Origin of the sequence: Nocardia wallacei, from assembly GCF_029868745.1 — a bacterium.
Taxonomy (GTDB): Bacteria; Actinomycetota; Actinomycetes; order Mycobacteriales; family Mycobacteriaceae; genus Nocardia; species Nocardia wallacei_B.
This window is the reverse complement of the sequence record NZ_JARWOP010000244.1, coordinates 15257-39476: the sequence shown is the minus strand read 5'-3', so window position 1 is coordinate 39476 and position 24220 is coordinate 15257. Positions and strand designations below refer to the sequence as shown.

At 67.8% G+C, this 24220-nt stretch carries 26 protein-coding genes and 1 pseudogene; 17 read left to right on the top strand and 10 right to left on the bottom strand.

Going from position 1 to position 24220, the window contains the following annotated elements; translation table 11 throughout:
• The first annotated feature begins 271 nt into the window (after positions 1 to 271).
• Positions 272 to 1384: a CobW family GTP-binding protein gene (locus QH470_RS21755; RefSeq protein WP_425302741.1), complete on the top strand. Its 1113-nt coding sequence runs from the start codon at positions 272 to 274 to the stop codon at positions 1382 to 1384.
• Positions 1385 to 1401: 17 nt separating this feature from the next.
• Here the strand turns inward: QH470_RS21755 and pucL are convergent, their stop codons facing one another.
• Positions 1402 to 2322 carry a factor-independent urate hydroxylase gene (pucL, locus tag QH470_RS21750; protein WP_280274188.1) on the bottom strand — a complete coding sequence of 307 codons (921 nt, stop codon included), beginning with the start codon at positions 2320 to 2322 and terminating at the stop codon, positions 1402 to 1404.
• A 92-nt stretch (positions 2323 to 2414) separates the two neighbouring features.
• Entirely contained in the window at positions 2415 to 3323 is a 909-nt protein-coding gene (locus QH470_RS21745; RefSeq protein ID WP_280274187.1) for an LLM class F420-dependent oxidoreductase, read from the bottom strand.
• 80 nt (positions 3324 to 3403) lie between these two features.
• On the opposite strand from QH470_RS21745, the gene QH470_RS21740 reads away from it, so the two are divergent.
• Positions 3404 to 3838 carry a MarR family winged helix-turn-helix transcriptional regulator gene (locus QH470_RS21740; protein ID WP_280274186.1) on the top strand — a complete coding sequence of 145 codons (435 nt, stop codon included), beginning with the start codon at positions 3404 to 3406 and terminating at the stop codon, positions 3836 to 3838.
• On the opposite strand, the gene QH470_RS21735 is transcribed toward QH470_RS21740, so the two are convergent.
• Genes QH470_RS21735 through QH470_RS21720 form a run of 4 tightly spaced genes read right to left on the bottom strand, consistent with a single transcriptional unit; the run spans position 3839 to position 7063 of the window.
• The gene (locus tag QH470_RS21735) at positions 3839 to 4276 is read right to left on the bottom strand and encodes a Clp protease N-terminal domain-containing protein (RefSeq protein ID WP_280274185.1); all 438 of its coding nucleotides are present in this window, start codon (positions 4274 to 4276) and stop codon (positions 3839 to 3841) included.
• A 48-nt stretch (positions 4277 to 4324) separates the two neighbouring features.
• Entirely contained in the window at positions 4325 to 4750 is a 426-nt protein-coding gene (locus QH470_RS21730; protein WP_280274184.1) for a molybdenum cofactor biosynthesis protein MoaE, read from the bottom strand.
• Positions 4743 to 5861: a bifunctional molybdenum cofactor biosynthesis protein MoaC/MoaB gene (gene moaCB / locus QH470_RS21725; protein ID WP_280274183.1), complete on the bottom strand. Its 1119-nt coding sequence runs from the start codon at positions 5859 to 5861 to the stop codon at positions 4743 to 4745. Before moaCB ends, QH470_RS21730 begins: the two co-directional genes overlap by 8 nt.
• A complete protein-coding gene (locus QH470_RS21720; protein WP_280274182.1) occupies positions 5858 to 7063 on the bottom strand; it encodes a molybdopterin molybdotransferase MoeA in 1206 nt (401 codons plus the stop codon). Before QH470_RS21720 ends, moaCB begins: the two co-directional genes overlap by 4 nt.
• Before the next feature lie 213 nt (positions 7064 to 7276).
• Here QH470_RS21720 and moaA point away from each other — a divergent pair, with 213 nt between their 5' ends.
• From moaA to QH470_RS21695, 5 genes and pseudogenes are all read left to right on the top strand, one after another.
• Positions 7277 to 8335, top strand: coding sequence for a GTP 3',8-cyclase MoaA (gene moaA / locus QH470_RS21715; protein WP_280274181.1), 1059 nt, complete (start codon positions 7277 to 7279; stop codon positions 8333 to 8335).
• Positions 8328 to 8570, top strand: a complete 243-nt coding sequence (locus QH470_RS21710; protein ID WP_280274180.1) for a MoaD/ThiS family protein — start codon at positions 8328 to 8330, stop codon at positions 8568 to 8570. Before moaA ends, QH470_RS21710 begins: the two co-directional genes overlap by 8 nt.
• Positions 8571 to 8649: 79 nt before the next feature.
• Positions 8650 to 9222 carry a Uma2 family endonuclease gene (locus tag QH470_RS21705; RefSeq protein ID WP_280274179.1) on the top strand — a complete coding sequence of 191 codons (573 nt, stop codon included), beginning with the start codon at positions 8650 to 8652 and terminating at the stop codon, positions 9220 to 9222.
• Between the two features lie 142 nt (positions 9223 to 9364).
• Positions 9365 to 10036 (top strand): YciI family protein, encoded by a 672-nt coding sequence (locus QH470_RS21700; protein WP_342228457.1) that lies wholly within the window; start codon positions 9365 to 9367, stop codon positions 10034 to 10036.
• Position 10037: 1 nt separating this feature from the next.
• Positions 10038 to 11281 (top strand): annotated as a pseudogene (locus tag QH470_RS21695) (RNA polymerase sigma factor).
• Positions 11282 to 11285: 4 nt separating this feature from the next.
• Here QH470_RS21695 and nadE read toward each other — a convergent pair.
• Complete coding sequence (gene nadE / locus QH470_RS21690; protein ID WP_280274177.1) at positions 11286 to 12128, bottom strand: ammonia-dependent NAD(+) synthetase; 843 nt, start codon at positions 12126 to 12128, stop codon at positions 11286 to 11288.
• Between the two features lie 5 nt (positions 12129 to 12133).
• A complete protein-coding gene (locus QH470_RS21685) occupies positions 12134 to 12757 on the bottom strand; it encodes a TetR/AcrR family transcriptional regulator (RefSeq protein ID WP_280274193.1) in 624 nt (207 codons plus the stop codon).
• Positions 12758 to 12925: 168 nt separating this feature from the next.
• On the opposite strand from QH470_RS21685, the gene QH470_RS21680 reads away from it, so the two are divergent.
• The 9 genes from QH470_RS21680 to QH470_RS21640 all read left to right on the top strand — a co-directional run bounded on the left by QH470_RS21680 (position 12926) and on the right by QH470_RS21640 (position 20864).
• Complete coding sequence (locus tag QH470_RS21680) at positions 12926 to 13492, top strand: NAD(P)H-dependent oxidoreductase (protein ID WP_280274176.1); 567 nt, start codon at positions 12926 to 12928, stop codon at positions 13490 to 13492.
• Positions 13493 to 13553: 61 nt separating this feature from the next.
• On the top strand, positions 13554 to 13676 hold the full coding sequence (gene ykgO, locus QH470_RS21675) for a type B 50S ribosomal protein L36 (protein ID WP_280274175.1): 123 nt from the start codon (positions 13554 to 13556) through the stop codon (positions 13674 to 13676).
• A 434-nt stretch (positions 13677 to 14110) separates the two neighbouring features.
• Positions 14111 to 14344 carry a glutaredoxin-like protein NrdH gene (gene nrdH / locus QH470_RS21670; protein WP_280274174.1) on the top strand — a complete coding sequence of 78 codons (234 nt, stop codon included), beginning with the start codon at positions 14111 to 14113 and terminating at the stop codon, positions 14342 to 14344.
• A 14-nt stretch (positions 14345 to 14358) separates the two neighbouring features.
• The gene (gene nrdI / locus QH470_RS21665) at positions 14359 to 14808 is read left to right on the top strand and encodes a class Ib ribonucleoside-diphosphate reductase assembly flavoprotein NrdI (protein ID WP_280274173.1); all 450 of its coding nucleotides are present in this window, start codon (positions 14359 to 14361) and stop codon (positions 14806 to 14808) included.
• Between the two features lie 59 nt (positions 14809 to 14867).
• The gene (nrdE, locus tag QH470_RS21660; protein WP_280274192.1) at positions 14868 to 16949 is read left to right on the top strand and encodes a class 1b ribonucleoside-diphosphate reductase subunit alpha; all 2082 of its coding nucleotides are present in this window, start codon (positions 14868 to 14870) and stop codon (positions 16947 to 16949) included.
• A 10-nt stretch (positions 16950 to 16959) separates the two neighbouring features.
• Positions 16960 to 17727 carry a PIG-L deacetylase family protein gene (locus tag QH470_RS21655; RefSeq protein ID WP_280274172.1) on the top strand — a complete coding sequence of 256 codons (768 nt, stop codon included), beginning with the start codon at positions 16960 to 16962 and terminating at the stop codon, positions 17725 to 17727.
• Positions 17728 to 17732: 5 nt separating this feature from the next.
• Complete coding sequence (locus QH470_RS21650; protein WP_280274191.1) at positions 17733 to 18593, top strand: alpha/beta fold hydrolase; 861 nt, start codon at positions 17733 to 17735, stop codon at positions 18591 to 18593.
• A 137-nt stretch (positions 18594 to 18730) separates the two neighbouring features.
• Complete coding sequence (locus QH470_RS21645) at positions 18731 to 19954, top strand: FAD-dependent monooxygenase (RefSeq protein ID WP_280274171.1); 1224 nt, start codon at positions 18731 to 18733, stop codon at positions 19952 to 19954.
• Between the two features lie 442 nt (positions 19955 to 20396).
• Entirely contained in the window at positions 20397 to 20864 is a 468-nt protein-coding gene (locus QH470_RS21640) for a hypothetical protein (RefSeq protein WP_280274170.1), read from the top strand.
• 46 nt (positions 20865 to 20910) lie between these two features.
• Here QH470_RS21640 and QH470_RS21635 read toward each other — a convergent pair whose 3' ends face one another.
• Positions 20911 to 21657, bottom strand: coding sequence for a GntR family transcriptional regulator (locus QH470_RS21635; protein WP_280274169.1), 747 nt, complete (start codon positions 21655 to 21657; stop codon positions 20911 to 20913).
• 73 nt (positions 21658 to 21730) lie between these two features.
• On the opposite strand from QH470_RS21635, the gene QH470_RS21630 reads away from it, so the two are divergent.
• Complete coding sequence (locus QH470_RS21630; RefSeq protein WP_280274168.1) at positions 21731 to 22822, top strand: DUF1152 domain-containing protein; 1092 nt, start codon at positions 21731 to 21733, stop codon at positions 22820 to 22822.
• Between the two features lie 86 nt (positions 22823 to 22908).
• Here QH470_RS21630 and QH470_RS21625 read toward each other — a convergent pair whose 3' ends face one another.
• Positions 22909 to 24048 (bottom strand): response regulator transcription factor, encoded by a 1140-nt coding sequence (locus QH470_RS21625; protein WP_280274167.1) that lies wholly within the window; start codon positions 24046 to 24048, stop codon positions 22909 to 22911.
• Positions 24049 to 24220 lie beyond the last annotated feature (172 nt).

Genomic DNA, 24220 nt, shown 5'->3' with positions numbered 1-24220 from the left:
CCCCCCCCCCCCCCCCCCCCCCCCCCCCCCCCCCCCCCCCCCCCCCCCCCCCCCCCCCCCCCCCCCCCCCCGGCCCCCCCCGCGGCGTATTCGTGCTCAGACGGCGAATTCGAGAGCTTCCACCGGCCACCGCCGAACTTGCGTGACGCCGCGTCGCCACGCGTGGCGCGGCACCGCGATCATCGGCAGATCGGCCCGGTCGTGCCGTGACGGCAAGCGCTCGCCGGACGCGGCTAACATTGCCGGGGTGCGTGCGGAGGATGAGCGGGGGTTGGCGGATCGGCGCATTCCGGTGCTGGTCGTGGCCGGGTATCTGGGGGCAGGGAAGACCACGCTGCTCAATCATTTGCTGCGGCAGCGGGAGGCGCGGATCGGTGTGGTGGTCAACGACTTCGGGGCCGTCAATATCGATGCCATGTTGGTGGCGGGGCAGGTCGATGCCATGGTGTCGCTCGGCAACGGGTGTGTGTGCTGCGCGGTCGATGTCACCGAACTCGACGGGCTGTTCGCGCGGCTGGCCGAGCCGCGCAATCGCATCGATGTGATCGTGGTGGAGGCCAGCGGTCTGGCCGAGCCGCGCAATCTGATTCGCATGGTGGTCGGCAGCGACAATCCGCGCATCCGCTACGGCGGTCTGGTGGAAGTGGTCGACGCCGAGCATTTCGACGACAGCCGGGACCGCCACCCCGAACTGGCGACGCACCTGCGGCTGGCCGACCTCGTGGTGCTGAACAAGGCCGATCGAGTACCCGGCGAGCGTCTGGCCCGGCTGCGGCGGGACATCACCGGGTTGGTGGGCACGGTGCCGGTGTACGCCACCACCCGTGGCCGCATCGACCCGCGGTTGCTGTTCGACCCGCCGCGTTCGGGGGCGGCACCGGTGGCCGAACAGCTCAGCTTCGATGAGCTACTGGCCGAAGACCACGACCACGACGCCCCCGGTCACCACCATCTGCACGACGATTACGACAGCGTATCCTTCACCACCGCAACCGATCTCGATCCGCGCCGCTTGGTCGGCTTTCTCGAGGACCCGCCACCGGGCCTGTTCCGAGCCAAGGGCTGCACCGCGTTCGGGGTCCGGGACGAACGCCGTAAGTTCGTGCTGCACGTCGTGGGCCGGCACGTGGTATTCGAACCCGCCACCTGGGAACGCGGAGAGAACCGCGAAACCCGTTTGGTACTCATAGGTTCCGGCATGGACACCGATGCCGCCACCGCCCGCCTGCGCGACACGGTCCACGCCGCCCCGGAACCACTCGACGACCAGGCCATGCTCCCGGTCTGGCGCTACGTCCCCCGCGACCTCGACGCCGTGGAACCGAGCGATCCCGAAGACGTCTGGACCACAGCCGATTTCGGTCTGGCGGACGATCCCGAGTAGCCGTCGGGGAGCGCCGATCACATCGCCCCGGTGAACACATCCCACGCGATCCCCGCGTCCGGAGCGTCCTCGCGCTGCACCGTCGCCTGGATGAGCCCGTAGGGTCGGTCGTCGGCGTGGAACACCTCATTGGCGTTCTCGATGCCGAATTGCCCTAGGTCGTAGGAGAAGTGGTGCCTGTTCGGCGCCGACAGCCGGATCTCGGCCAGACACGGGTAGGCCCGCAGCGCCGCATCGCCCATGTCGAACAGCGTCTGTTGCAGCGCTTTGGACTGCAGCAGCGCGAACCGGTCGATGAGCACGGCCTTGATCCCGGCATAGGTGGCGTCCCACTCCGCCGGTGCCACGGCGAATCGCCACCGCGCCACCAGGTTGGTAGCCATCATCCGGTCGCGCGTCGGCTCCAGCACCGTGAACTCGTCGGTGTAGAAGCCCGCGAATTCCGACCCCGTCGACTTGAGCAGCACGAGGTCCTTGATACCGCCGATCACCCACTCACGCCGCCGGGAACCCTTGCCCTGCACCGTGATCGCCGCCGTGCGCACCTCGGGTCCGCGCCGCGTCCACGCGTGATCGTGCGGCCCGCCGCCGGCGTGCGCGCGCTCCCAGGCGTACTCCTCGATCTCGAGGCGCGCCGACTCGACGGGCTCGATGTCGTCGACGAAATGCCGCGCCAGCGCCAGGCCGTAGTCCTCGATACTGCCCGCCCCATGGGTTTTCGCGTACGCGTAGATGGTCTGCTTCTGAGAGTCGGTGGGCAGCACCGTGCCCTGATCGCCCGCGGTGTGGGCGGGCTCGAACGCGCCGCGCAGGCACGAGGATACGTTCAGGTCGCGGATCTCGTGCCGGGCGGTGTCGCGGTAGATGCGCACCACGCGGTTTTCGGCCTTGCCGTACTGATTGGGGCCGAGGACTATCCTGCCGGTCAGATCGGTCATGGTCACTCCTGTGTCGTGCGGGCCACCCGGTCGGCGATCGTCTGCCTCACAGTGCACCATCGCAGCCGTCCCCGCGCCGCGCCGACGGGCCGCTACATCGCGCGGATCTCCGGAAGCAGCGTGGCGAGGTCGGCCAGCCGCTTCTCGTCCCACGGACCCGGCGGAGCGAGCTGGACGTGATCGATGCCGAGCCCGGCCAAGTCCCGCATGTGGTCGAGGAACGCCTGGCGGTCGGCGAAGTCGTACTGCGAGGCGATGGTCTTTTCGATGTCGTCGTAGTCGCGACCGGCCGCGGCGCAGTGGCCGCGCAGCACGTCGAGCTTGTGGGAGACGTTGTCCGCGTAGCCCGTTCCCGGAAGGTCGAACAGATTGCAGGCGTCGGCGTACCGGGCGACCAACCGCAGGGTCTTCCGCTCCCCGCTGCCCGCGACCAGGATCAGCGGGTGCGGTCGCCGCACGGAGGTCGGCGAGTTCAGCGGCCGCGGCAGGTCGTAATGCCTGCCGTGGAACGGGGTTTCGTCGCCCTGCCACATCCGGTGCGCGAGTTGCAGCACCTCCTCGAGCCGCTCGAAGCGCTCGGCCAGCGGCGGGAAGGGAATGCCCAGGCCCTCGCCCTCGAACACGGTCCGCGGCCCCATCGGTTCGGGATCGAAGGGCGCGCCGGCGCCGACGCCGAAATACGTGCGGCCGCCACTGAGCACATCCAGCGCGGTCATCGACTTGATCAGGACCCCGGGATGCCGGTACGCCACCGAGGTGACCAGGGCGCCGAGCTTGATTCGCCGCGTGCGCCCGGCCAGGAAGCCCAGCGTCGCGTACGCCTCCAGCATCGGCGATTCCGGGGGGTGCCCCGTGATGCCGATCTGGAAGAAATGATCCATCACCCACAGGCTGTCGAACCCGGCCTCGTCGGCCTGCTGCGCGAGGTCGGCCACGGTGGCGCCGAGGCCGTCGACGGGGATGTCCCAGGAGAAATCGGCAAGGGAGATACCGAGTTTCATCGCACTCCTAACTCGTTAGCTGGGCAACGATATTACCGTTGTCCGGCTAACGAAATCAATGCCTTTACGCTGAACGAATCATGACCGACCACACCGCCGCCGAATTCCAGACCGCGTTCTGGTCGGCCAAGCATGCCCTTATGGTGGCCTCGGGCGCCGCCTACGCCGACCACGGCGTCTACGAGGGGCAGCAGTTCATCCTGCGCTGCTTGTGGGCGGAGGACGGGCTGACCCCGGGCGAGGTGGCCAAGCGGCTGGAATTGTCCACGCCGACCGTCACCCGCGCCACCACGCGCATGGAGGCGGCGGGCCTGCTCCGGCGCGCGGCGCACGAGACCGACCGCCGCCTCGTCCGGCTGCACCTGACCGAGCGCGGACAGCGGCTGGAGCACACCATCGAGGCCGAGAGCGAGCGCGTCATAGAACGCGCCCTGACCGGACTGGACGGCGACGAACGCGCCACTCTGATTCGCGCGTTGCAGACGATCCAGCGCAACCTGACGCGAGCGGAGTAGTCAGGAGTCGGAGCGCATCGCCTCGGTGAGCGCCTCCTCGAACTCGTCCAGGGACACGCCCGCTCCGGCCAGTTCGCGGATCGCCAGGCAGTCGCGGTTGCGGAGCAGCGCCAGTTGCAGATGTTCGACGCCGATGTAGTCGTGGCCGAAGCGCCGGGCGAGATCACCTGCCGCGCCGACGATCCGGTTGCGGCTGGCCGCGGGCTCGTAGGCATCCGACCGCATCGCCGTCCGCAAAGTCTCGGCGATCTCGCGCGCCTCTCCGCCGAGACGGCCGAGCACATGGACCGGTACGGCGTCCGGATTGTCGAGAATGGCCAGCTGAAGATGCTCCGGACCGATGTAATCGTGGCCGCGTTCGCGCGCGACGGCCTGTGCGTAACCGAACACCCAGTTCGTTCGCGGGGTGAGGGTCAGGGTTGCGTCCGGCTGCGTCATCCGTTGATCATTGCGGTGAGCGCGGATTCCGGACAAGCACTTTCACATTCAGCCGCAGGCGTCGACCCACTCGGACATGCCGTCGGCGAACAGCTGGCGCTTCCAGATGGGCACCTCGTGCTTGATCCGATCCACCAATTCGGCGCAGGTGGCGAAGGCTTCGGCGCGGTGCGGGGCCGCCACCGCGACGGCGATGGCGAGATCCCCGATGGTGAGCGATCCGACCCGGTGGACGGCCGCGACCGGCAGGCCCGCCGTGGCGGCGACATCGGCGCAGACCCGGCGCAGGAAGGTCTCGGCCTGCGGATGCGCGGAGTACTCCAGCGCCGAAACCGCTTGGCCGCCATCGTGGTTGCGCACCATGCCGGTGAATACCACGACCGCGCCGTGTTCGGGGCCGGTGACCGCCCGCTCCACCTCGGCCGGGTCCAGCGGCCGGTCGCTGATCGCGGTGAGCCGAACCTGGTCAGTCATGACTGCCTCCTCCGGCCACCTGGGCCAACAGATGATCCAGCAGTGGTTCCAGTACGCCGATGCCGTCGCGCACGCCGCCGGGGGAGCCGGGCAGGTTGACGATCACCGACCGTCCCGCGAGCCCCGCGACGCCACGACTCAGCGCGGCCAGCGGGAAGGTCGCGGTGCCCGCCAGCCGAATTGCCTCCGCGACGCCGGGCAGTTGGCGGTCCAGCACGGCCAGCGTCGCTTCGGGAGTCGCGTCGGTGGGGGAGGCGCCGGTACCGCCGGTCGTGATCACCAGTCCCGGCCGGCCGGACAGCGCGTCCGCCAGCCCGGCGGCGATGTCGGCGTCCGCGTACACCAGCGGTCCGCGCACCGAAAACCCTTTGCCGTCAAGCCATTCCGTCAGCACCGGTCCGGTTTTGTCGACCCGAGTCCCGGCCGCCACCCCGGTCGAAGCCACTACGACCACCGCCGTCCGTGCGCCCTCGGGGGTGTCACTCGCGTGCTGTGTGTGGTCGTGCCCATGTGCCGCTGGACCCGAATCGTGCGCGGCCGTGCCATGCGTCACGACGTCGTGCGGGTCTGCGCTGTCGCCGTGTGTCGCCCCGCGTTGCATGTCGCCATCGCTGTGGGCAGGACGGTCCACCCGTTCCCAATGTCCGCGCTTGCCACCGTCTTTCGTCAGCAGCCGCACGTCGGTGAGTGTCGCGGCCGGGTCTACCGCCTTCACCATGTCATGGAGGGTCAGGCCGGCGACGGCGACGGCGGTGAGCGCCTCCATCTCTACTCCGGTGGGGCCCTTGGTTTTCGCGGTTGCCTCGATGGTGATCGCGTCGGCGGTGAAGCCGAAGTGCACATGCACCGACGACAGCGCCAGCTGATGGCACAGCGGAATCAGTTCGGAGGTCTTCTTGGCGCCCGCGATACCGGCGATGCGGGCGGTGGCCAGCACGTCGGCCTTCGGCATATCGTCGGCCTGCACCAGCCGCACCACCTCGGCGGTGGTGCGCAACTCGCCCGCCGCCACCGCGATGCGGGCGGTGTCGCGCTTGGCGCTCACGTCGACCATCCGCGCGCGGCCCTCGGAATCGACATGCGACAGCGCGGAATCGGACTGCTCGCTCATAGCTCCCAGACTTTCACGGTCGAGCCCGCCGCCAGCTCGGTGACCTCGGCGGGAATTTCGATCAGCACATCGGCCTGCGCCATCGACGCGATCAGATGCGATCCCGGCCCGGAGGTCGGCGCCACCCCGTCCGGCTCCAGCTTGCCGCGCAGGAACTGCCGTCTCCCAGCCGGGGAACGCACCGAATCACGCAGCGGGACATCATGTTTCGGTACCGGAGGCAGACCGGCCAGCTCACGCAACACGGCCCGCGCGAACACCTCGAACGACACCATGGTGCTCACCGGATTGCCCGGAAAACTCAGCACCGGCGACCCCTCCACCACCGAGAGTCCTTGCGGCCCACCGGGTTGCACCGCGACCGAGCCGAATTCCCCACCGAGACCGGCCAATACATCCTTGACGACCTCGAAATCGCCCTTGGACACCCCGCCCGAGGTGAACACCACATCCGCGGCCCGCGTCGTCTCGCCCAGCTTGCGGCGGAATTCCCCGGGATCGTCGCTGCTGTGCTCGACCGACACCACCTCGACGCCGTTGGCGGCCAGCGCCGCACCCAGCGCGATGCCGTTGGAATTGTAGATCTGCCCGGGCCGCAACGGTTTTCCCGCGGGTATCAGTTCGTCGCCGGTGGTCAGCACCGCGGCGGTGACCGGGCGGAACACCGGCAGCGTCGTCAGCCCGACCGCCGCCAGTGCCGCGATGTGCCGCGGCGCCAGCAACGTTCCGGCGGGCACGAGCAGATCCCCGGCGCGCACGTCGGTGCCGGCCTCGCGCACGAAATCGCCTGTGTTGCGCCCACGTTCGATCGTCACCGTGCCGTCGCCGGCGCGGGTGTCCTCTACCGGCACCACGCAATCCGCGCCGGGCGGGATCGGGGCGCCGGTCATGACCTTCACCGCCGCGCCCGGGGGGAGCGGCGCCTGACCCGATTGACCGGCCGCGACGACCCCGGCCAGCGGCAGCGTCGCCGGCGTGACCGCCACCGACTCGGCGCGGACCGCGTAGCCGTCCATCCCGGAATTGCGGAACACCGGCAGGTCCACGGGCGCCCGCACATCCTCGGCGAGCCGTCGACCGAGCGCCTCGGCCGTGCCGGCGTCCTCGACGTCGCGGGCCGCGAGCGGGCGCAGCAACTGCTCCACGCGGTCGCGATGCTCCTCGACCGACCGGACGGAGGTGGTGGCGGGCCGGGCGGTCACGCGGCCACCCTGGTGCTGAATCGCTCGGTCACAGCCGCCAGCCTAGTCGGGACGGGTTCGGCCGCCGGTTCGTACGTTCCTCCGAACGATCTTCGGCACCCACCGCGCCGGCTTCCGCGATCGTCCAGCGCGGACCTGGGAAGACCGGGTTCGGAAAGCTCACCGCGGGCAACCGTGCGGGCGTGAGACGGATATGGCAGCCATAATGGACGAGTGACCGTCGTTCTCATGGGGATTCCCGCCGTGCGGGGCGGGCGTCCCGCACTGGAGGGACGGCCCGACACCGCGCTCTTGGTGGACAAATTCGGCCGGGTGGCCCGCGACCTGCGCGTGTCCATCACCGAGAAGTGCTCGCTGCGCTGCACCTACTGCATGCCGGAGGAGGGCCTGCCCGCGATCCCGGCCGACGAGTTGCTGTCGGCGGAGGAGATCGTGCGGCTGGTCGCGCTGTCGGTGCGCGAACTCGGGGTGCGGGAGGTCCGCTTCACCGGCGGCGAGCCGCTGATGCGCCGCGATCTCGAACGGATCATCGCGGGCTGCCACGCGGCCGTCCCCGACGTCCCGCTGGCCATGACCACCAATGGCGTCGGTCTCGAACATCGCGCCGGCGCGCTCGCGCGGGCCGGGCTGCACCGCGTCAACGTCTCGCTGGACACCGTCGACCGCACCGGCTTCACCCGCCTGACCCGCCGCGACCGACTCACGTCGGTCCTCGCCGGAATTCGCGCCGCCCAGCGCGAGGGCCTGGCCCCGGTCAAGGTGAACGCGGTGTTGATGCGCGAGACCCTCTCCGGCGTAGCCGATCTGCTGCAATGGTGCCTGGACGAAGGCTGCGAGCTGCGGTTCATCGAGGAGATGCCGCTGGACGCCGACCACGAATGGGCGCGGGTCAACATGATCACCGCCGCCGAACTGCTCGACGTGCTCGGCACCCGCTTCACCCTGACCGAGGCGGGTCGTCCCGATCCCGCCGCCCCCGCCGAGAACTGGCTGGTGAACGGCGGCCCCGCCCGGGTCGGCATCATCGCCTCGGTGACCCGCACCTTCTGCTCCGACTGCGATCGCACTCGGCTCACCGCCGACGGCCGGATCCGCTCCTGCCTGTTCAGCGACCAGGAATACGATGTGCGTGCGCTGCTGCGCGCCGGCGCCGGCGACGACGAGATCGCCGACCTGTGGCGCGGCGCGATGTGGAACAAATGGGCCGGGCACGGCATCGACGCCGAAGGCTTCGTGCCGCCGGAACGAACGATGGGAGCCATCGGTGGTTGAGGTCCGCTATTTCGCCGCGATCGCCGACGCGGTCGGCAAGAGCAGCGAGCACCTCGACCTCCCCGCCGACGCCACCATCGCCGACCTACGCCAAACCCTCACCACCACCTACGGCCCCACCCTGGACCCCATGCTGAAAGTCTGCGCCTACCTCATAGGCGACGAACTCACCCGAGACGCCACCACCCCCCTCACCCCCCGTGTCGACGTCCTCCCTCCCTTCGCGGGCGGTTGACAGCGCCCAGTCCGCCAGGTCGCTACGACAACGCCAACTGTGCTGAGTAGGTCGTTCGACAAGGGATTTGGAGTGATCCGTGACAGTTCCCGCGATGCACCCGCGCCCCGGTAACCTGCGCGCGGTCGCCGAGGAAATCGAGGGTGCCACCGGTCTGCGTGCCGAGATTCTGGGAGGGACCCTCGTAGTGTCAGCGCCGCCGCGCGGCAAGCACGCCGGCACCGTTCGGCGATTGCGGCAGCAACTCGAACCCCGGATGCCCGAGGGCCTCGCCCCCTACGAAGTCTCCTCCATCTCGATGCCGGACGATGACGACGACTACTGCACTCCCGATCTGGTCGTATTACCCGAGAGCTGGGACAACGACGACAACTGGCTGGCCGATCCTGCGGATGCGGAACTCGCGGTCGAAGTGATCTCCAAATCCGAGAAGGCACAGCAGATCACCGACAAGAACGGTTGGTACAGCGTGGCCGGGGTGCGCATGCTGCTGGTGGTCGATCCGCGCTACGGCCGGTGGAGTCTTTACACCCATCCGCGGAACGGCGTGTATCACGGGCAACTCGATGGGGCGTACGGTGAGCCGATCGATCTCCCTGAGCCGTTCGGTATCACCCTGGATACGGGCTGCTTGCCGCGATACTCCGACTGAACGTCGGCGCGTGTGATGTGCGGGCGGAAAGTTTCTTCGGGTGAGTGTGGAGGAATGGGGGGCTTGTTCGTCGTTCTGATGAGAGGAGTGTCGGACTCCTCCGAGGCGAGGAAGGATAGCGGACATGCATTATCTTGCGCTGATGGCAGGGCCTGCGGACGGTGGGCCGGAGCCGGGTTCGGCGGAGTTCGATGCCGAGGTCGCGCGGTATGCGGAGTTCGAGGCGAAGGCTCGTGAGGTGATCGCCGGTGGGGCCGCGCTGTATCCGGCCGACGATCCGAGTGCGGCGCTGGTTTCCGATGGTCCGTTCGCCGAGCAGGCCGAGGTGGTCGGCGGCTTCTACGTCTTCGACTGCCCGAACCTTGACGAGGTGATCGAGCTGGTCCGGCAGTTGCCCGCGGCGGAACAGGGCCTGATCGAGGTGCGGCCGATGGTGCAGTGGGACGCGCCGAAGGACATCGGGGCCGACAGCTGGCTGGCATTGCTGTGGGAATCACCCGAGACGGTGATCGCGCCCGGCACGCCCGCGTGGGAAGCGGCGATCGTGGCACACCAGCGGTTCGCCGAGCGGGTCGGAACGGCCATCCGCGGCGGCGGCGCTCTCCAACCGCCGTCCACCGCTACCACCGTGCGGGTGCGCGCGGGCGACCTGCTGCTCAGCGACGGCCCGTTCGCCGAAGGCGCCGAGGTGGTCGACGGGCTGTACATCCTGGCCGCGCCGGACGAGACCCGGGCCGTCGAATACGCGGCCCAGATTCCCCTGGGCCCGGCCGGACGAGCCGAGGTGCGCCGGATCGTCGACCTCGACGGCTGAGATGAGTTCGCCCGATCGGATCGACCGGATCTACCGGGCGGAATTCGGCCGCGCCCTCGCCACCGTCGCCCGCCTGGTCGGTGATATCGGCCTGGCGGAGGACGCGGTACAGGAGGCGTTCGCCGACGCACTGCGCAACTGGCCCGCGTCCGGCGCACCGGCGAACCCGGGCGCTTGGATCACCACCGCGGCCCGCAACCGCGCCCTGGATCGGCTGCGCCGCGAATCCGCCCGGGCGGCAAAGGAACACGTCGCCCTGTTGAGCACCGCGCCGAGGGAGGAACCGGAGGTGTCACCGATCCCGGACGATCAGCTGCGGATGATCTTCACCTGCTGCCACCCCGCCCTGTCGCCCGAATCGCGGGTCGCCCTGACCCTGCGCCTGGTGTGCGGTCTGCGCACGGCCGAGATCGCCCGTGCCTTCCTGCAGCCCGAACACACCGTGGCGCAGCGGCTGAGCCGTGCGAAGGCGAAGATCCGCCGGGCCGCGATCCCGCTGCGGGTACCTCCGGCGGAGCTGCTGCCCGAACGGCTTCCGAGCGTGCTGTCGTGCGTCTACCTGGTGTTCAGCGAGGGCTACTTCGCGACCTCGGGTCCCCTCGCGGTGCGGGACGAGCTGTGCGACGAGGCAATTCGACTGGGACGGCTGGTGTGCGGCCTGCTGCCCGCGGAGCCGGAGCCCCGCGCCCTGCTCGCCCTCATGCTGCTCGATGACAGCCGCCGGGCACAGCGTCGCGCGCCGGACGGGAGCCTGGTGCCGCTGGAGGAACAGGACCGGACCCGCTGGGACCGCCCCCCCCGCGCGGGCCGGGGGGGCGGCGCGGGGGGGGCGCGCCCGCCGACGCGGGCGGCAGCGGGCCGTACCTGGCGCAGGCCCGGATCGCGGGCGCCCACGCGATCGCACCGAGCTGGGCGGAAACGGACTGGCACGCCATCGTCTCCGCATACGACGAACTGCTGCGCTACACCGAATCGCCCGCTGTCCGCGTGCATCGTGCCGTGGCCGTCGGTTTCCTGCACGGCTTCGTCCATGGCTTGGCGGCCCTCGATGAGATCGCGGATCATCCCCGGCTCAGGGAAACGAACCTGGTCGCCGCCACCCGCGCCGATCTACTGCGCCGCGCCGGACGCCGCGCCGAATCGGCCGTGCAGTACCGGCTGGCGATCGAGCGGACGGACAACGATCAGGCGCGGCGGTTCCTGCGGCGACGCCTCACCGAGGTCGACGCACCCGCCCCGTCGTGAAAGATCAGTCCCGCCACCAGGTATCGAGGGGCGTGGCGGGAACCGTGCGCTTGTGGCGGGTGCCGAGGAAGATCGACTCGATGCGGGCGGCCGTCTCCGGAGCGACGTCCTCGCCCTCGAGATAGTCGTCGATCTGGGCGTACGTCAGGCCCAGGGCGACCTCGTCGGGCAGCGCGGGCCGGTCGTCTTCCAGATCGGCGGTGGGAACCTTCTCCCAGGCACTCGGCGGCGCGCCCAACTCCTGCAGCAGGGCCGCGCCCTGGCGTTTGGTCAGACCGGTCAGCGGGGTGACGTCCACGCCGCCGTCGCCGTATTTGGTGAAGAAGCCGGTGACCGCCTCGGCGGCATGATCGGTGCCGACGACCAGCAAGTTCAGCTGTCCGGCGATCGAATACTGGATCACCATGCGTTCGCGGGCCTTGATGTTGCCGCGCACGAAGTCCCGCAGCTGCGGCTCGTCGCCCAGCAACTCCCGCAACCCCGTGGCTGCCTCCGCCGCCACGGCATCGGCGCTCGGCTTGACGTTCACCGAGATCGAGCGGTCCGGCCGGATGAACCGCAGCGCGATCTGCGCGTCGTCCTCGTCGGCCTGCACGCCGTAGGGCAGCCGCACCGCCACGAAGGTGGCCTCCCACTCCTCCGCCCGCAGCTCCTCGGCGGCCAGCTGACACAGCCGGCCGGTCAGCGTCGAATCCTGTCCGCCGCTGATGCCGAGCACGAAACCCGTTGCGGGCGTGGACTTCAGATAGTCCTTGAGGAAATCGACGCGGCGGCGCACCTCCACCTTCGGTTCGATGACCGGCCGCACACCCAGTTCGGCGACGATACGTTCACGCAGGTTCCCCATGCCGCTCACTCTACTGGCGCGCCCGGGACGACCGCGCGGACCAGCCGCTCCCAGTGATCGCCGATCTGGTCCAGGGAGTAGCCGAGTACCCCGGTCTGGTGCAGGACGAGTCCGGCGTCCAGCGCGGCCAGCAGCGTGTCGGCCAGCAACGAGATGTCCGCGTCCGTTCCGGCCTGCCGAAGCAGCAGTGACACATGGGTTTTCATGACGTTGTAGGGCGGGGTGGAGTACCGGCCCGGGTCGTCGGCGGCGCGGCGCATCTCGCCCTCGACCTCGAGCCCGGCCAGCCGCGCGCGCCCGAAGGCCACCAGCCGCTCCACCGCGGGTGCTCCGGGGCCCAGCGGCGGCGGCCCGAACATGTACGCGGCCTGGAGTTTCCGTTCGGACTGGTCGAGCAGGGCCAGCATCAGTCCGGCTCGGTTGCCGAAGCGCCGGAATACCGTCCCCTTGCCGACGCCAGCACGCCGGGCGACGGCGTCCATGGTGACCCCGTCGGCGCCGTGCTCGTGCACCAACTGCTCGGCGGCGTCGAGCAGTAACTGCCGGTTGCGGGCGGCGTCGCTGCGCTCGGGATGTTCCTCCGCGACCGGCAGCGTGTCCGGCGGGACCGGCACGGCGACCGCCTCGATGGGCAGGGCGGCCGGACCGGCGCCGGGCGGCGATCCGGGTGCGGCGGCAGGCTCTCGTGTGTCGTAGTTCACAGCGGGGACCTCGGGCTCGGGGAATGAAAGCGGACTGCGGTCCGGTTATCGTGCAGTGAAAGCGTAACCCGCCGCAATACCGCACAAGGAGTGATCATGTCTCAGACCCGCCTACTCGCGCTGGTCGGTAGCCTGCGTGCCGCATCGTTCAACCGGCAACTGGCCGAGGCCGCCGCGCACACCGCGTCGGAAGGTGTCGAGGTCACCATCTTCGAGGGTCTCGGAGACATTCCTTTCTACAACGAGGACATCGACGTACCCGGCCGGGTGCCCGCCGCCGCGGCCGCGTTGCGTGAGGCGGTGGCCGCCGCCGACGGGTTGCTGTTCTTCGTTCCCGAATACAACGGGACCATTCCGGCCGCGCTGAAGAACGCCATCGACTGGGCCTCCCGGCCGTACGGCGACGGCTCGATCAAGAGCAAGCCTGCCGCGGTCGTCAGCGCCTCGATCAGCTCCAACGCCGCCAAATGGTCGCACGGTGACACCGTCAAGGCGCTGACCGTGGCCGGTGCGGCGGTGGTGGAGAGCGCCCATCTGCACTTCGGCACCATCGGTGAGCGGTTCGGCGAGGCGCACCCGCGCGACGACGCCGAGGCCCTGACCCAGCTGGCGGCCGCCGTCGGCGATCTCGTCGGTGCCGTCCGGGCGCGCGTCGACGCCTGAGTCCGCGACCGTTCCGTGCCGCCGTATAGAATGTGAAAATCATTTTCGTTTGGGAGGTGGCATGAAGGTCCGCAAGTCGCTGCGTTCGCTGAAGGACAAGCCGGGTGCGCAGGTGGTACGCCGGCGCGGCAAGACGTACGTGATCAACAAGAAGGAACCGCGGTTCAAGGCCCGTCAGGGCTGACCGCGACACGCCGGGAAAGGGCCGCTTCGTCCTGCGGGACGGGGTGGCCCTTTTGCTGTCCCGGCGCCTGCCGGGCGGGTCGCGGGAGGTGGATGAGACAGCTGTGACTGGTGGGGGAGATGGGTTTGCTGGGAAAGAGCTGTGACACGAAATCGTGATCTGCGCCACTGTCGTGTCGGGTTGCGAATCGACTGTGCAGGTACTTGCGTCGAGGGAATTCCACCTTTGTGACTCGCAAGATGTCGTGTTGTAGGAATCTGTCGGCCACTAGGTGTAGTGTCTACGGCACTGGAGGACGACGCGAGCTCGAGTGTCGGGGTGGTACCCGCGACCTGGGTTTCCGGGCCCGCTTCCAGGGGTTTGCGCAGTAACCACGTGGATCTTTGTGAGTCGTGCACTGCAAACGGATTCAAGGCAAGGAGAGAGGGACACTCATGACCATCACCGTGTACACCAAGCCCGCTTGTGTCCAGTGCAATGCCACCTACCGCGCTCTCGACAAGGCGGGTATCGACTACGCCGTCGTCGACATCTCCGAGAACGCCGAGGCTCGCGACTACGTGATGGCGCTGGGCTACCTGCAGGCTCCGGTCGTCGTGGCCGGCGAGGAGCACTGGTCGGGCTTCCGTCCCGACCGCATCAAGTCGCTGCTGACCCAGGCGGCCTGATTCCGGGAGTCGCCGTGTCCGACCTGGTCTACTTCTCGAGCGCGTCGGAGAACACGCACCGTTTCGTCGAGCGGCTGGGTCTCCCGGCCGTTCGCATTCCGCTCCACACCGCCGAATCGCTTCGCGTCGACGAGCCCTACGTGCTGATCTGCCCCACCTACGGGGGCGGTCGGCACGTCTTGGGCGGCAACCGATCCGACAAGGAATTCGTGCCCCGTCAGGTGGCCAAGTTCCTCAACGATCCGCACAATCGTGCGTTGTTGCGCGGCGTCATCGCGGCCGGCAACACGAACTTCGGCGATACGTATTGCTATGCGGGAGAGGTGATCTCGCGCAAGGCCGGGGTGCCGTACCTGTATCGCTTCGAACTCATGGGAACCGCCGAGGACGTCGAACGCGTCCGAGAGGGATTGGGATTGTTTTGGCAACGACAACAGCACCGGCCGGAAAGACGGCCCGCCTAGAGCGCCCGGTGACGAGCGATCCGTCGACCGAGGGCTTGGACTACCACGCCCTCAACGCGATGCTGAATCTCTACGGCCCCAACGGCGAGATTCAGTTCGACAAGGACCGCGAGGCCGCCAACCAGTACTTCCTGCAGCACGTCAATCAGAACACGGTCTTCTTCCACAACCTCGACGAGAAGCTCGACTATCTCGTCGAGGAGAACTACTACGAGGCCGAGGTGCTCGAGCAGTACAGCCGGGCCTTCGTGAAGAAGCTGTTCCAGCAGGCGTACGCCAAGAAGTTCCGGTTCCCCACCTTCCTCGGCGCGTTCAAGTACTACACCTCGTACACACTGAAGACCTTCGACGGCAAGCGCTACCTGGAGCGCTTCGAGGACCGAGTGTGCATGGTCGCCCTGACCCTCGCCGCCGGCGACGAAATCCTGGCGTCGGAGCTGGTCGAGGAAATCATCGACGGCCGCTTCCAACCCGCCACCCCCACCTTCCTCAATTCCGGCAAAAAGCAGCGTGGCGAGCCAGTGAGCTGTTTCCTCCTTCGCATCGAGGACAACATGGAGTCCATCGGGCGCTCCATCAATTCCGCGTTGCAGCTGTCCAAGCGTGGCGGCGGAGTCGCGTTGTTGCTCAGTAACATTCGTGAGCACGGTGCGCCGATCAAGAAGATCGAGAACCAGTCGTCGGGCGTCATTCCGATCATGAAGCTGCTGGAGGATTCGTTCTCCTACGCCAACCAGCTCGGGGCGCGACAGGGTGCGGGTGCGGTGTATCTGCATGCGCACCACCCGGATATCTACCGCTTCCTCGATACCAAGCGCGAGAACGCGGACGAGAAGATCCGGATCAAGACGCTGTCGCTGGGCGTGGTGATTCCCGACATCACCTTCGAGCTGGCGAAGAAGAACGAGGACATGTATTTGTTCTCGCCCTACGATGTCGAGCGCATCTACGGCGTGCCGTTCGCCGACATCGACGTCACCGAGAAGTACCACGAGATGGTCGACGACAAGCGCATCCGCAAGTCGAAGATCAACGCCCGCGAGTTCTTCCAGACCATCGCCGAGCTGCAGTTCGAGTCGGGCTACCCGTACATCATGTACGAGGACACGGTGAACCGGGCCAACCCGATCGCCGGCAAGATCACCCACTCCAACCTGTGCTCGGAGATCCTGCAGGTCTCCACGCCGTCGGTGTTCAACGACGACCTGTCCTATGCCGTTGTGGGCAAGGACATCTCGTGCAACCTCGGTTCGCTCAACATCGCCAAGTCGATGGACTCGCCGGACTTCGGCAAGACCGTGGAGACGGCGATCCGCGCGCTGACCGCGGTCTCGGACCAGACCCACATCCACTCGGTGCCCTCGATCGAGCAGGGCAACAACCAATCCCACGCCATCGGCCTGGGCCAGATGAACCTGCACGGGTATCTGGCGCGCGAGCGGGTGCATTACGGGTCCGACGAGGGCGTCGACTTCACCAACATCTACTTCTACACGGTCGCCTATCACGCGATTCGGGCGTCGAACAAGCTGGCCATCGAGCGCGGGCAGTCCTTCGGCGGTTTCGCGGAGTCGAAGTACGCCAGCGGCGAGTACTTCGACAAGTACACCGAGCGGGCGTGGGAACCGGAGACCGAGCGCGTGCGGCAGATCTTCGCCGACGCCGGTGTGCACATCCCGACCCAGGACGACTGGCGCGAACTGAAGTCCTCGGTGATGGCCCACGGCCTCTACAACCAGAACCTGCAGGCCGTGCCCCCCACGGGCTCGATCTCCTACATCAACCACTCCACCAGCTCGATCCACCCGGTGGCGTCGAAGATCGAGATCCGCAAGGAAGGCAAGATCGGCCGCGTCTACTACCCGGCGCCCTATCTCGACAACGACAACCTCGACTACTTCGAGGACGCCTACGAGATCGGCTACGAGAAGATCATCGACACCTACGCCGCCGCCACCCAGCACGTGGATCAGGGCCTGTCGCTGACCTTGTTCTTCAAGGACACCGCCACCACCCGCGATGTCAACCGCGCCCAGATCTATGCCTGGCGCAAGGGCATCAAGACGCTCTACTACATCCGTATCCGCCAGATGGCTTTGGAGGGCACCGAAGTCGAGGGATGTGTCAGCTGCATGCTGTAGAGCTATACGCATGACCTTGCCTGCACTCCCCGAGGAGTCCTTCCAGCGCGTGCTCTGTGTCGTCGCGCACCCCGACGACATGGAGTACGGCACGTCCGCGGCGGTCGCTCGCTGGACCGACCGCGGCATCGAGGTCGGTTATCTGCTGCTCACCCGCGGCGAGGCCGGTATGCCGAACCCGCCCGAGGAGACAGCGCGCCTGCGCGTCGCCGAGCAGCAGGCTGCCTGCGCCGCCGTCGGGGTCGAGCACCTGACCATCCTCGAACATCCGGACGGGGTGCTCGTCTACGGCTTGGACCTGCGCCGGGACATCTGCCGGGAGATCCGCCGGTTCAAGCCCGACGTCGTACTCGGCACGAGCTACGACGTCGAGACGCCCTACGGTTTCGATCAGGCCGACCACCGCGCGGCCGGGCTCGCGACGCTCGACGCGCTGCGCGACGCGGGCAATCGGTGGGTCTTCCCGGAGCAGATCGACGACGAGAACCTCGAACCGCACTCCGTGCGCTGGTACATCGTCCCGGGGCTGGGCGGCTCGGTGACCCACGGCGTCGATATCACGGGAGAGCCGCTGCGCCGCGGCGTCGCCTCGCTCGAGGCGCACGCCGCCTACCTCGCCGCGCTCCCGGACCACCCGGCTCCCGCCGACTTCATCCCGCAGTTCACCGCAATGAGCGGCAAGGCCATGGGTGTCGCGCACGCCGTCCTGTTCCGCGCCCACGACCTGCAAGCACCGCCGGAATTCGCTACCGAGGACACGCAGGACCCGTCGCAGTGACGGCAATGCCGCCGACGCGCAGCGGTCATCTGCCGCTCAACGGTCTGAGCATCTACTACGAGATGTACGGCGGCGAGTCGAAAACGCCTCCGCTGCTGCTGATTCCCGGCGGGTTCATGTCCACCGACTCGATGAGGTCCTGGGTGTCCGCCTTCGCGGGCACACGCACCGTGATCGTCTTCGATCAGCAAGGGCACGGCCGCACTCCGGATACCTCGCGGGAGATGTCCTACGAGCAGTTCGCCGACGACGCCGCGGCGTTGCTGCGCGCGTTGCGGGTCGAGCGCGCGGCTGTGCTGGGCTACTCCCAAGGCGGCGGGGTCGCGCTGCAACTCGCGCTCCGCCACCCGGGCCTCGTCGACAAGCTGGTCTCGCTGTCGGCCACCTTCCGCGCCGACGGCTGGTACCCGTCGGTGCTGGAGGCCATCAGGGGACTCAGCGCCGCGGCCTTTGCCGGTACGTCCGTCGCGAGGGCATTCGAGGAGCACACGCCGGACGCCGCGGCGTTCGATGCCTACCTCGAGAAGATGAAGGTCCTGAGCATCGAGGACCAGAACATCAGCGACGCGCAGATGCGTTCGATCGCCGCGAAGACCATGGTCATCGCCGGGGATGCGGATGCGCTACGGCTCGAGCACGCGTTGGCGATGTTCACGCTGCGCGGTGGTGGCGACGAGGAAGCGGCAGCGGCCGGAGCCTTACAGCGAATTCCCGTCGCGCGCTTGGCAATTCTGCCGGCGACCTCGCATATCGGCATCTTCGGCGAGTCGGCGGTACTGGCGCCGATGGTGAACGCGTTCCTCGATGATGCGGTCCCGACGCCGCCGGATCTTTTCCAGGATCCGTCTGGTTTACGTGGTCGGTGACTCGCGAAATCACCTGCGCTCGGCCGAGCCGATGATTTCTGTGCGGCTCGGCCGTCGATACCACTGGATACACACCGGCAGCGGTGGACCCGCGCCGGAACCGTGCCGGCGCGGGCGGAAGCACATGGAGGCACGCAGTGAGTGGTATCAGGGTGTTGGTAGCGGGAGCGAGTATCGCGGGGCCCGCGCTGGCCCACTGGCTGCACCGGCGCGGGGCCGAGGTGACCGTGGTGGAGCGGGCTCCCGGGCTGCGTCCCGGCGGGCAGGCGGTGGACGCGCGCGGAGTGGCCAAGGATGTCATCGGCCGGATGGGGCTGGACGCGGCGGTGCGCGCGGCCTGTACCGACACCGCCGGCGCGCACACCGTGGACGCGGCCGGGAACGTGCTGGAGACCTACAGCGCGGACGACCACGACGGCGACGGGTACATCTCGGAGATCGAGATCCTGCGCGGAGACCTGTCTCAGGTGCTCTACGACGACACCCGCGACGGTGTCGAGTACCTCTTCGGCGACCGCATCGCCGAACTCACCCAGGACGCGGACGGGGTCGACGTGACCTTCGAGGGCGGCGGCCGGCGGCGCTTCGATCTGGTAATCGGGACGGACGGGCTGCACTCGTCGCTGCGGGCGATGGTCTTCGGGCCGCATGAGCAGTTCGTCCGCCATCTCGGACTCGTGCTGGCCTTCTACAGCGTGCCCAACGAGTTCGGGCTGGACCGCTGGATGATCGACTTCCAGGAGTCCGGGCGCTCGGCCGGTCTGCGGCCGGTCCCGGACGCCACCCGCGCGATGGCCATGTTCTCGTTTCCCGCAGTCGATTTCGACGTCGACTACCGCGACATCGAGGGCCAGAAGCGCCTGCTGCGCGAGCGGATGTCCGGGTTCGGCTGGCGGACCGAGGACATTCTCGCGCACCTGGACGACACCCCGGACTTCTACCTCGACCAGGTCGCCCAGGTGGTGATGGACCGCTGGTCGAACGGACGGGTGGGACTGCTCGGGGACGCGGCATTCAGCGCGTCGCCGATGTCCGGAGCGGGCACCGGCTTGGCCCTGATCGGCGCCTACGTGCTGGCCGGCGAGCTGGCCGCCGCCGGATGGGACCCGGCGGCCGGTTTCGCCGCCTACGAGGCACGAATGCGTCCGTTCGTCGAGGCCAACCAGGAAATCGGCCGACTCCACGTGCACAGCCGCGAGGCCTCGGAACCGGACGCCGAGCCGAACGTCGATTTCGAGAGCGAATGGTTCACCGACCTGATCGACCGCGCGATCAACGGCGTCGAGTTGCCCGACTACGCGGGGTTGCCGGACATCGGTTCCCCGGCCGGCCCGCCGATCACGGCATCGGCCAAATCGTAGGTCTCACATAACGTTTCGGCACGGACACCTCTCGATCCTCTCGGCCGACGCACAATGCGAGGCGAACACCCCAGATTTCTTCTCAACGCTCGAACTGTCCCGAGGGGACCATCGACCAACGGGTGAAACTCAGCCGGGGCGAGAGGATTTCGACATCGACGAAGCTAGCAGTGCGTTGATGGTCAACACGGTCAGGTGCTCTGGTGCAGGCGTGATCAGGACGTCGGTGTCAGTGGCGCGGACCTGGTCGGGCAGTGGGACTATCGACGGTTCCGGCCAGATGATCAGGTAGCCGAGGTGCCGGGCGAGCCGTTGGATCCGAGCTTGGTCCCAGGTCGGTGCGGTGCAGATTTCGGGATCGACCCACCCGAATGCCGTTGGGCGGGGGCGCATCAGGGCCGCTTGTGCGCGAGCGGAGCGCTCGGTTCGGGCGCATAGATCCATGGTCGCCATGTTGTGGCGAGGTCGCGCTGATACCTGCTGCGGCGGCGTTGAAGGCGTCGCGCAAACCGGTGCGTTCGAGGATACGCTCACCTTCGGCGGTGATCAGCTTCGCTTGGTCACGGATATGTCGATCAATCCCGTCAACGTGCTCGAGGTCGGGCACGATCACGGCGGCGGCGCCGGTGTGGGCGATTGCGCTACCTACTGTGGCCCAAGGTCCTTCACGGCGAGGTTCGATCTCGACAATCTCGCCGACCGTGTAGCCGAGCCGCTCGCCGAGGTCGCGCATGTCGCGCTTGTCCGCGACCGTGTCGGCCGAGAGGTCCGGCCGGAGAAAGCAGATCGCAAGCTGTTCCGGTGTTTTCGTTTCGTCTTCCATGGTGCGTTTCCGTTCGTGACGAGCCCAGTCGGGCCGCTGCTCGATTCTGATGACTGGACTATGCCACTTCTACATCAAGTGGCCTAGTCCACTCGTGCAAGTGTGGAAACTTTCCGGAGGGAGAGGGGGAGGGTCAGAAATCGATCGGATACTCGAGGCGGAACGCCCAGCGTTCGGGTGGATACACGGCCTCGTCGAATTGGACCGGTTGATCGTTCGAGGCATACATGGTCAGCCAGTACACCAGCGCCGGCGACGCATCGGGGAGTCCGAGCGCCGTGCGCTCCTCCTCGGTGGCGAGTCGTGCGCACACTTGGTCTCGCGCATATGCGAGTCGCACATCGAGCGCTTCCGCGAGGTACGGCAGAGTGCCACCTCGAATTCGCTCGGCCACCAGCAGCCGGGGTGCCACATCGGCCAGTGACGCCGGGAACCATGAGGTCGACAATTCGGTCGGCCCGGTCTTCTCGTTGCGAATGATCCGCTGGCGCTGGATGACACGTGCGTTCGCTTCCAGCCCGAGTGCGGAAGTGACGTGAGCGGGCGCGTCGACGATAGCGACCACTGGGAACTCGATGTGCTCGGCGTCGGAGTACATCGTTCCCGCCATCGCGGCGCGTGCGTATCGCTCTCGTGCACGCGGCGCCGCATTCGGTTGGCGGACGTAGGTGCCCGATCCGCGCCGTGATTCGACCAGTCCTTGCTGGCGCAGAGCTTGCAGGGCCTTGCTTGCGGTCGGCCGGGCTACGTTCCACGCCGTCGCGAGTTCCCGTTCCGAGGGCACTTCAGCGCCGGGCTCCAAGTCGCCTCGGATGATCTGATCGCGCAGGTAGCCAGCAATTTGGAGATACTTCGGAAGCACCTCTTCGATCTCGGGCAAATCTATATCCTCTACTCGAGTACCATATGCCACTAGCCAGTGTAGAGATCGCGCGTTGGGCGGCTGATCGAGAATGACAGCGATTGCGGTAGCGGCCGGTGGAGGCGGTGATGCCGTCACGGCTGCGCTTCTCGGCTCCGCGTTACCGGGTGAGGTGGCGGCGATCATGAGTTACTCGTGGGATCGGCTGATGGTCGACCCTACGCCTGGTCCCAGGTCGCGTAGCGATTTCGCCGGACTGGTCGACCGTGGTGGTGTGTGGCAGGTGTCGCCGTCGAGCGGCCTGCGAATCGGATTGTCGACGCTGCCGCGCCTCGCCGGACATCTGGACGTTCCACTGTTGCTCATGGACCTCGACGGAGGCGTGCGGGACCTGGCGCGTCAGATCCGAAGAGCTGCAACAGTTTTCGGTGTGGAGGAGGTGCTCGTAATCGACGTCGGTGGCGACATCGTCGCTGTGGGGCACGAGCCGGAGCTGCGGAGTCCGCTGGCTGACTCCGCTGCGCTGGCGGCAGCGGTGTCGACAGGTATGCCTGCACGTGTGCTGGTAGCTGGAGCCGGGCTCGACGGCGAGCTGGCTCGCGAGCAGGTCGAGGATCGCCTGACGGTGCTGGGTGCGGAACATGTCGTGGATCTGACGGCCTCACACGCGCGTCGGCTGATTCCGGTTTGGTCGTGGCATCCATCCGAAGCGAACGCCCTTCTTGCCGCTGCGGCGATCGGCTGGCGTGGATTGGTCGAAACGCAGCGCGGTGCGGTCATCGATGTGACCGATCTTTCGACTCGTGTAGTCCAAGTGCCTGCTACCTCGGCGTCCGAGGCGTCGCTGGCGTCGCTGTTGACGGAGACGTCGTCGCTTGGCGAGATCGAGACAATACTGCGCGTTCGTCGCGGTTACAGCGACATCGATATCGAGCGCGAGAAAGCGGAGAGGCGACTGGTATCGCGGATGCCCGCGCAGGATGTGCTGAACTACATCGATCGGCATGCGGTAAGCGCTGTCGCGCGCGGTGTCGATGCGCTCACGATCCGGCGAATTGCCGAGTTGGTGGGTGCGACGGATCCGTTGGCGACCGAGGCGCTACGGGACTACCTGAGCCGCCATCGACCGCGGAACTTTGCGCCACCGTTGTACCTCACAGTGCCGTCGGCTCCGATCCGGTGACTCGACACGGCATGAACACCTTTGTGGCACTGACGGTTTCCACCCGAATCGATGGTTGCGTCAGCTGCATGTTGTAGTCGCGTGCTTCACGCGGGGAGGAGGCCGAGGGTGGTCAGTTCTCCTAGGAGTTGGGTGGTGGATCCGGTGACGAAGGTGGCTCCGGCTTGGAGGGCTTCCTCGCGGCGGGTGTCTGCGGGGCCGAACATGCTGGTGTAGATGATGATGGGGGCGTCGATGCCGCGTTCGCGGGCGGACTCGGCGAATCGGCGGCCGGCGTTGGAGATGCGGGTGCCTTTTTCGGTTCGGCCCCAGTCCGACACGATGGCGCCGTAGGTGCGGCGCTTGTCCAGGAGGGTGAGGGCCTCGTCGGTGGTTCGGGCGAGGTCGACGCGAATTCCGTTGCGTTTCAAGCGGTCTACGATGAGGGCATTGTTCTGCGGGTTGTCGTCGACCCACAGGAGTGCGGCCGTGGTGCGTTCGATCGGGCGGTGGTCCCGGGGCGGGATTGTCCACCACTGGGTGGTGCTGCTCGATGGGTCGGCGGCCTGACCGGATTGTGGATCGGTGGATGGTTCGGCCGGGCGGAACTCGGTGGTGTGCGGCGGATTTCCGGCTTGGGCGCCGGGACGGCCGTCGGGGCCGGTGAGTCGGCGTTTGCGCAGTTTCCGGCGTCCGGGGGTTCCGGTCGAATCGGCCACGTGGTTGTCGGGCGGCTCGGTACGGTCGGCATCGGCATCGGCATCGGCATCGGCATCCGGCCTGGACTGGGCATCGGGCTCGACAGGTGGCGTTCCAACCTCGTCGGAAGGTCCCTCGCCTGACCACGGCACCGCGTCGGCCGGTTTCTCGAAGCCGTACGGGTTGGGTCCCGCCCCGGATTGCTCGTTCGAGGAGGCGTCGCCCGGCATCCCGTACGCATACGGCGCGGGTCCCGAGGCGGAGGGCCCGGCCGGGGGCGACCACGCGAAGGATGCGGAGGACCGCCCACGCACGCTCTCCAATTCCCTGGTCAACCGGCTCAGTTGCGCCTGCAGGTCGGCGATCATGTCGTCCTGCTGCTCGCTGAGCTGCTTCATGCTGATCTCCTGACCACCGACGTTCAGCGTGAACTCCCGGCGCTCGGCCGAACGGATCACCCGCCCGACCGGACCGCGGAACATCAGCAGGGCGATCAGGAACAGCACCGGCCACAGCAGAGCGGCGACGGAATTGAAGATTTCTTGCACGCGTCCCCCGAGTTGATTCGTGTTGCCCACCGGGACAACCGGTTTCGAGACATCCGGAGATTACCGGCGCGCGCCACCCGCCGCCAAGGTTCGAGGCGTCGCGACGTGTCCCGGGGACCGGCCGAGTTCGTCGAGCAGCCGCCGAACGCGGGTTCGGTGCGCGCGCCGGCAC

What these genes read in the sequence shown, in the direction of transcription:
- pucL (WP_280274188.1), bottom strand. Translation starts at nt 2,322, where the DNA reads ATGACCGATCTGACCGGCAGGATAGTCCTCGGCCCCAATCAGTACGGC.
- QH470_RS21745 (WP_280274187.1), bottom strand. Translation starts at nt 3,323, where the DNA reads ATGAAACTCGGTATCTCCCTTGCCGATTTCTCCTGGGACATCCCCGTC.
- QH470_RS21740 (WP_280274186.1), top strand. Translation starts at nt 3,404, where the DNA reads ATGACCGACCACACCGCCGCCGAATTCCAGACCGCGTTCTGGTCGGCC.
- QH470_RS21735 (WP_280274185.1), bottom strand. Translation starts at nt 4,276, where the DNA reads ATGACGCAGCCGGACGCAACCCTGACCCTCACCCCGCGAACGAACTGG.
- QH470_RS21730 (WP_280274184.1), bottom strand. Translation starts at nt 4,750, where the DNA reads ATGACTGACCAGGTTCGGCTCACCGCGATCAGCGACCGGCCGCTGGAC.
- moaCB (WP_280274183.1), bottom strand. Translation starts at nt 5,861, where the DNA reads ATGAGCGAGCAGTCCGATTCCGCGCTGTCGCATGTCGATTCCGAGGGC.
- QH470_RS21700 (WP_342228457.1), top strand. Translation starts at nt 9,365, where the DNA reads ATGGCAGGGCCTGCGGACGGTGGGCCGGAGCCGGGTTCGGCGGAGTTC.
- nadE (WP_280274177.1), bottom strand. Translation starts at nt 12,128, where the DNA reads ATGGGGAACCTGCGTGAACGTATCGTCGCCGAACTGGGTGTGCGGCCG.
- QH470_RS21680 (WP_280274176.1), top strand. Translation starts at nt 12,926, where the DNA reads ATGTCTCAGACCCGCCTACTCGCGCTGGTCGGTAGCCTGCGTGCCGCA.
- ykgO (WP_280274175.1), top strand. Translation starts at nt 13,554, where the DNA reads ATGAAGGTCCGCAAGTCGCTGCGTTCGCTGAAGGACAAGCCGGGTGCG.
- nrdH (WP_280274174.1), top strand. Translation starts at nt 14,111, where the DNA reads ATGACCATCACCGTGTACACCAAGCCCGCTTGTGTCCAGTGCAATGCC.
- nrdE (WP_280274192.1), top strand. Translation starts at nt 14,868, where the DNA reads ATGCTGAATCTCTACGGCCCCAACGGCGAGATTCAGTTCGACAAGGAC.
- QH470_RS21655 (WP_280274172.1), top strand. Translation starts at nt 16,960, where the DNA reads ATGACCTTGCCTGCACTCCCCGAGGAGTCCTTCCAGCGCGTGCTCTGT.
- QH470_RS21650 (WP_280274191.1), top strand. Translation starts at nt 17,733, where the DNA reads ATGCCGCCGACGCGCAGCGGTCATCTGCCGCTCAACGGTCTGAGCATC.
- QH470_RS21640 (WP_280274170.1), top strand. Translation starts at nt 20,397, where the DNA reads ATGGTCGCCATGTTGTGGCGAGGTCGCGCTGATACCTGCTGCGGCGGC.
- QH470_RS21630 (WP_280274168.1), top strand. Translation starts at nt 21,731, where the DNA reads ATGACAGCGATTGCGGTAGCGGCCGGTGGAGGCGGTGATGCCGTCACG.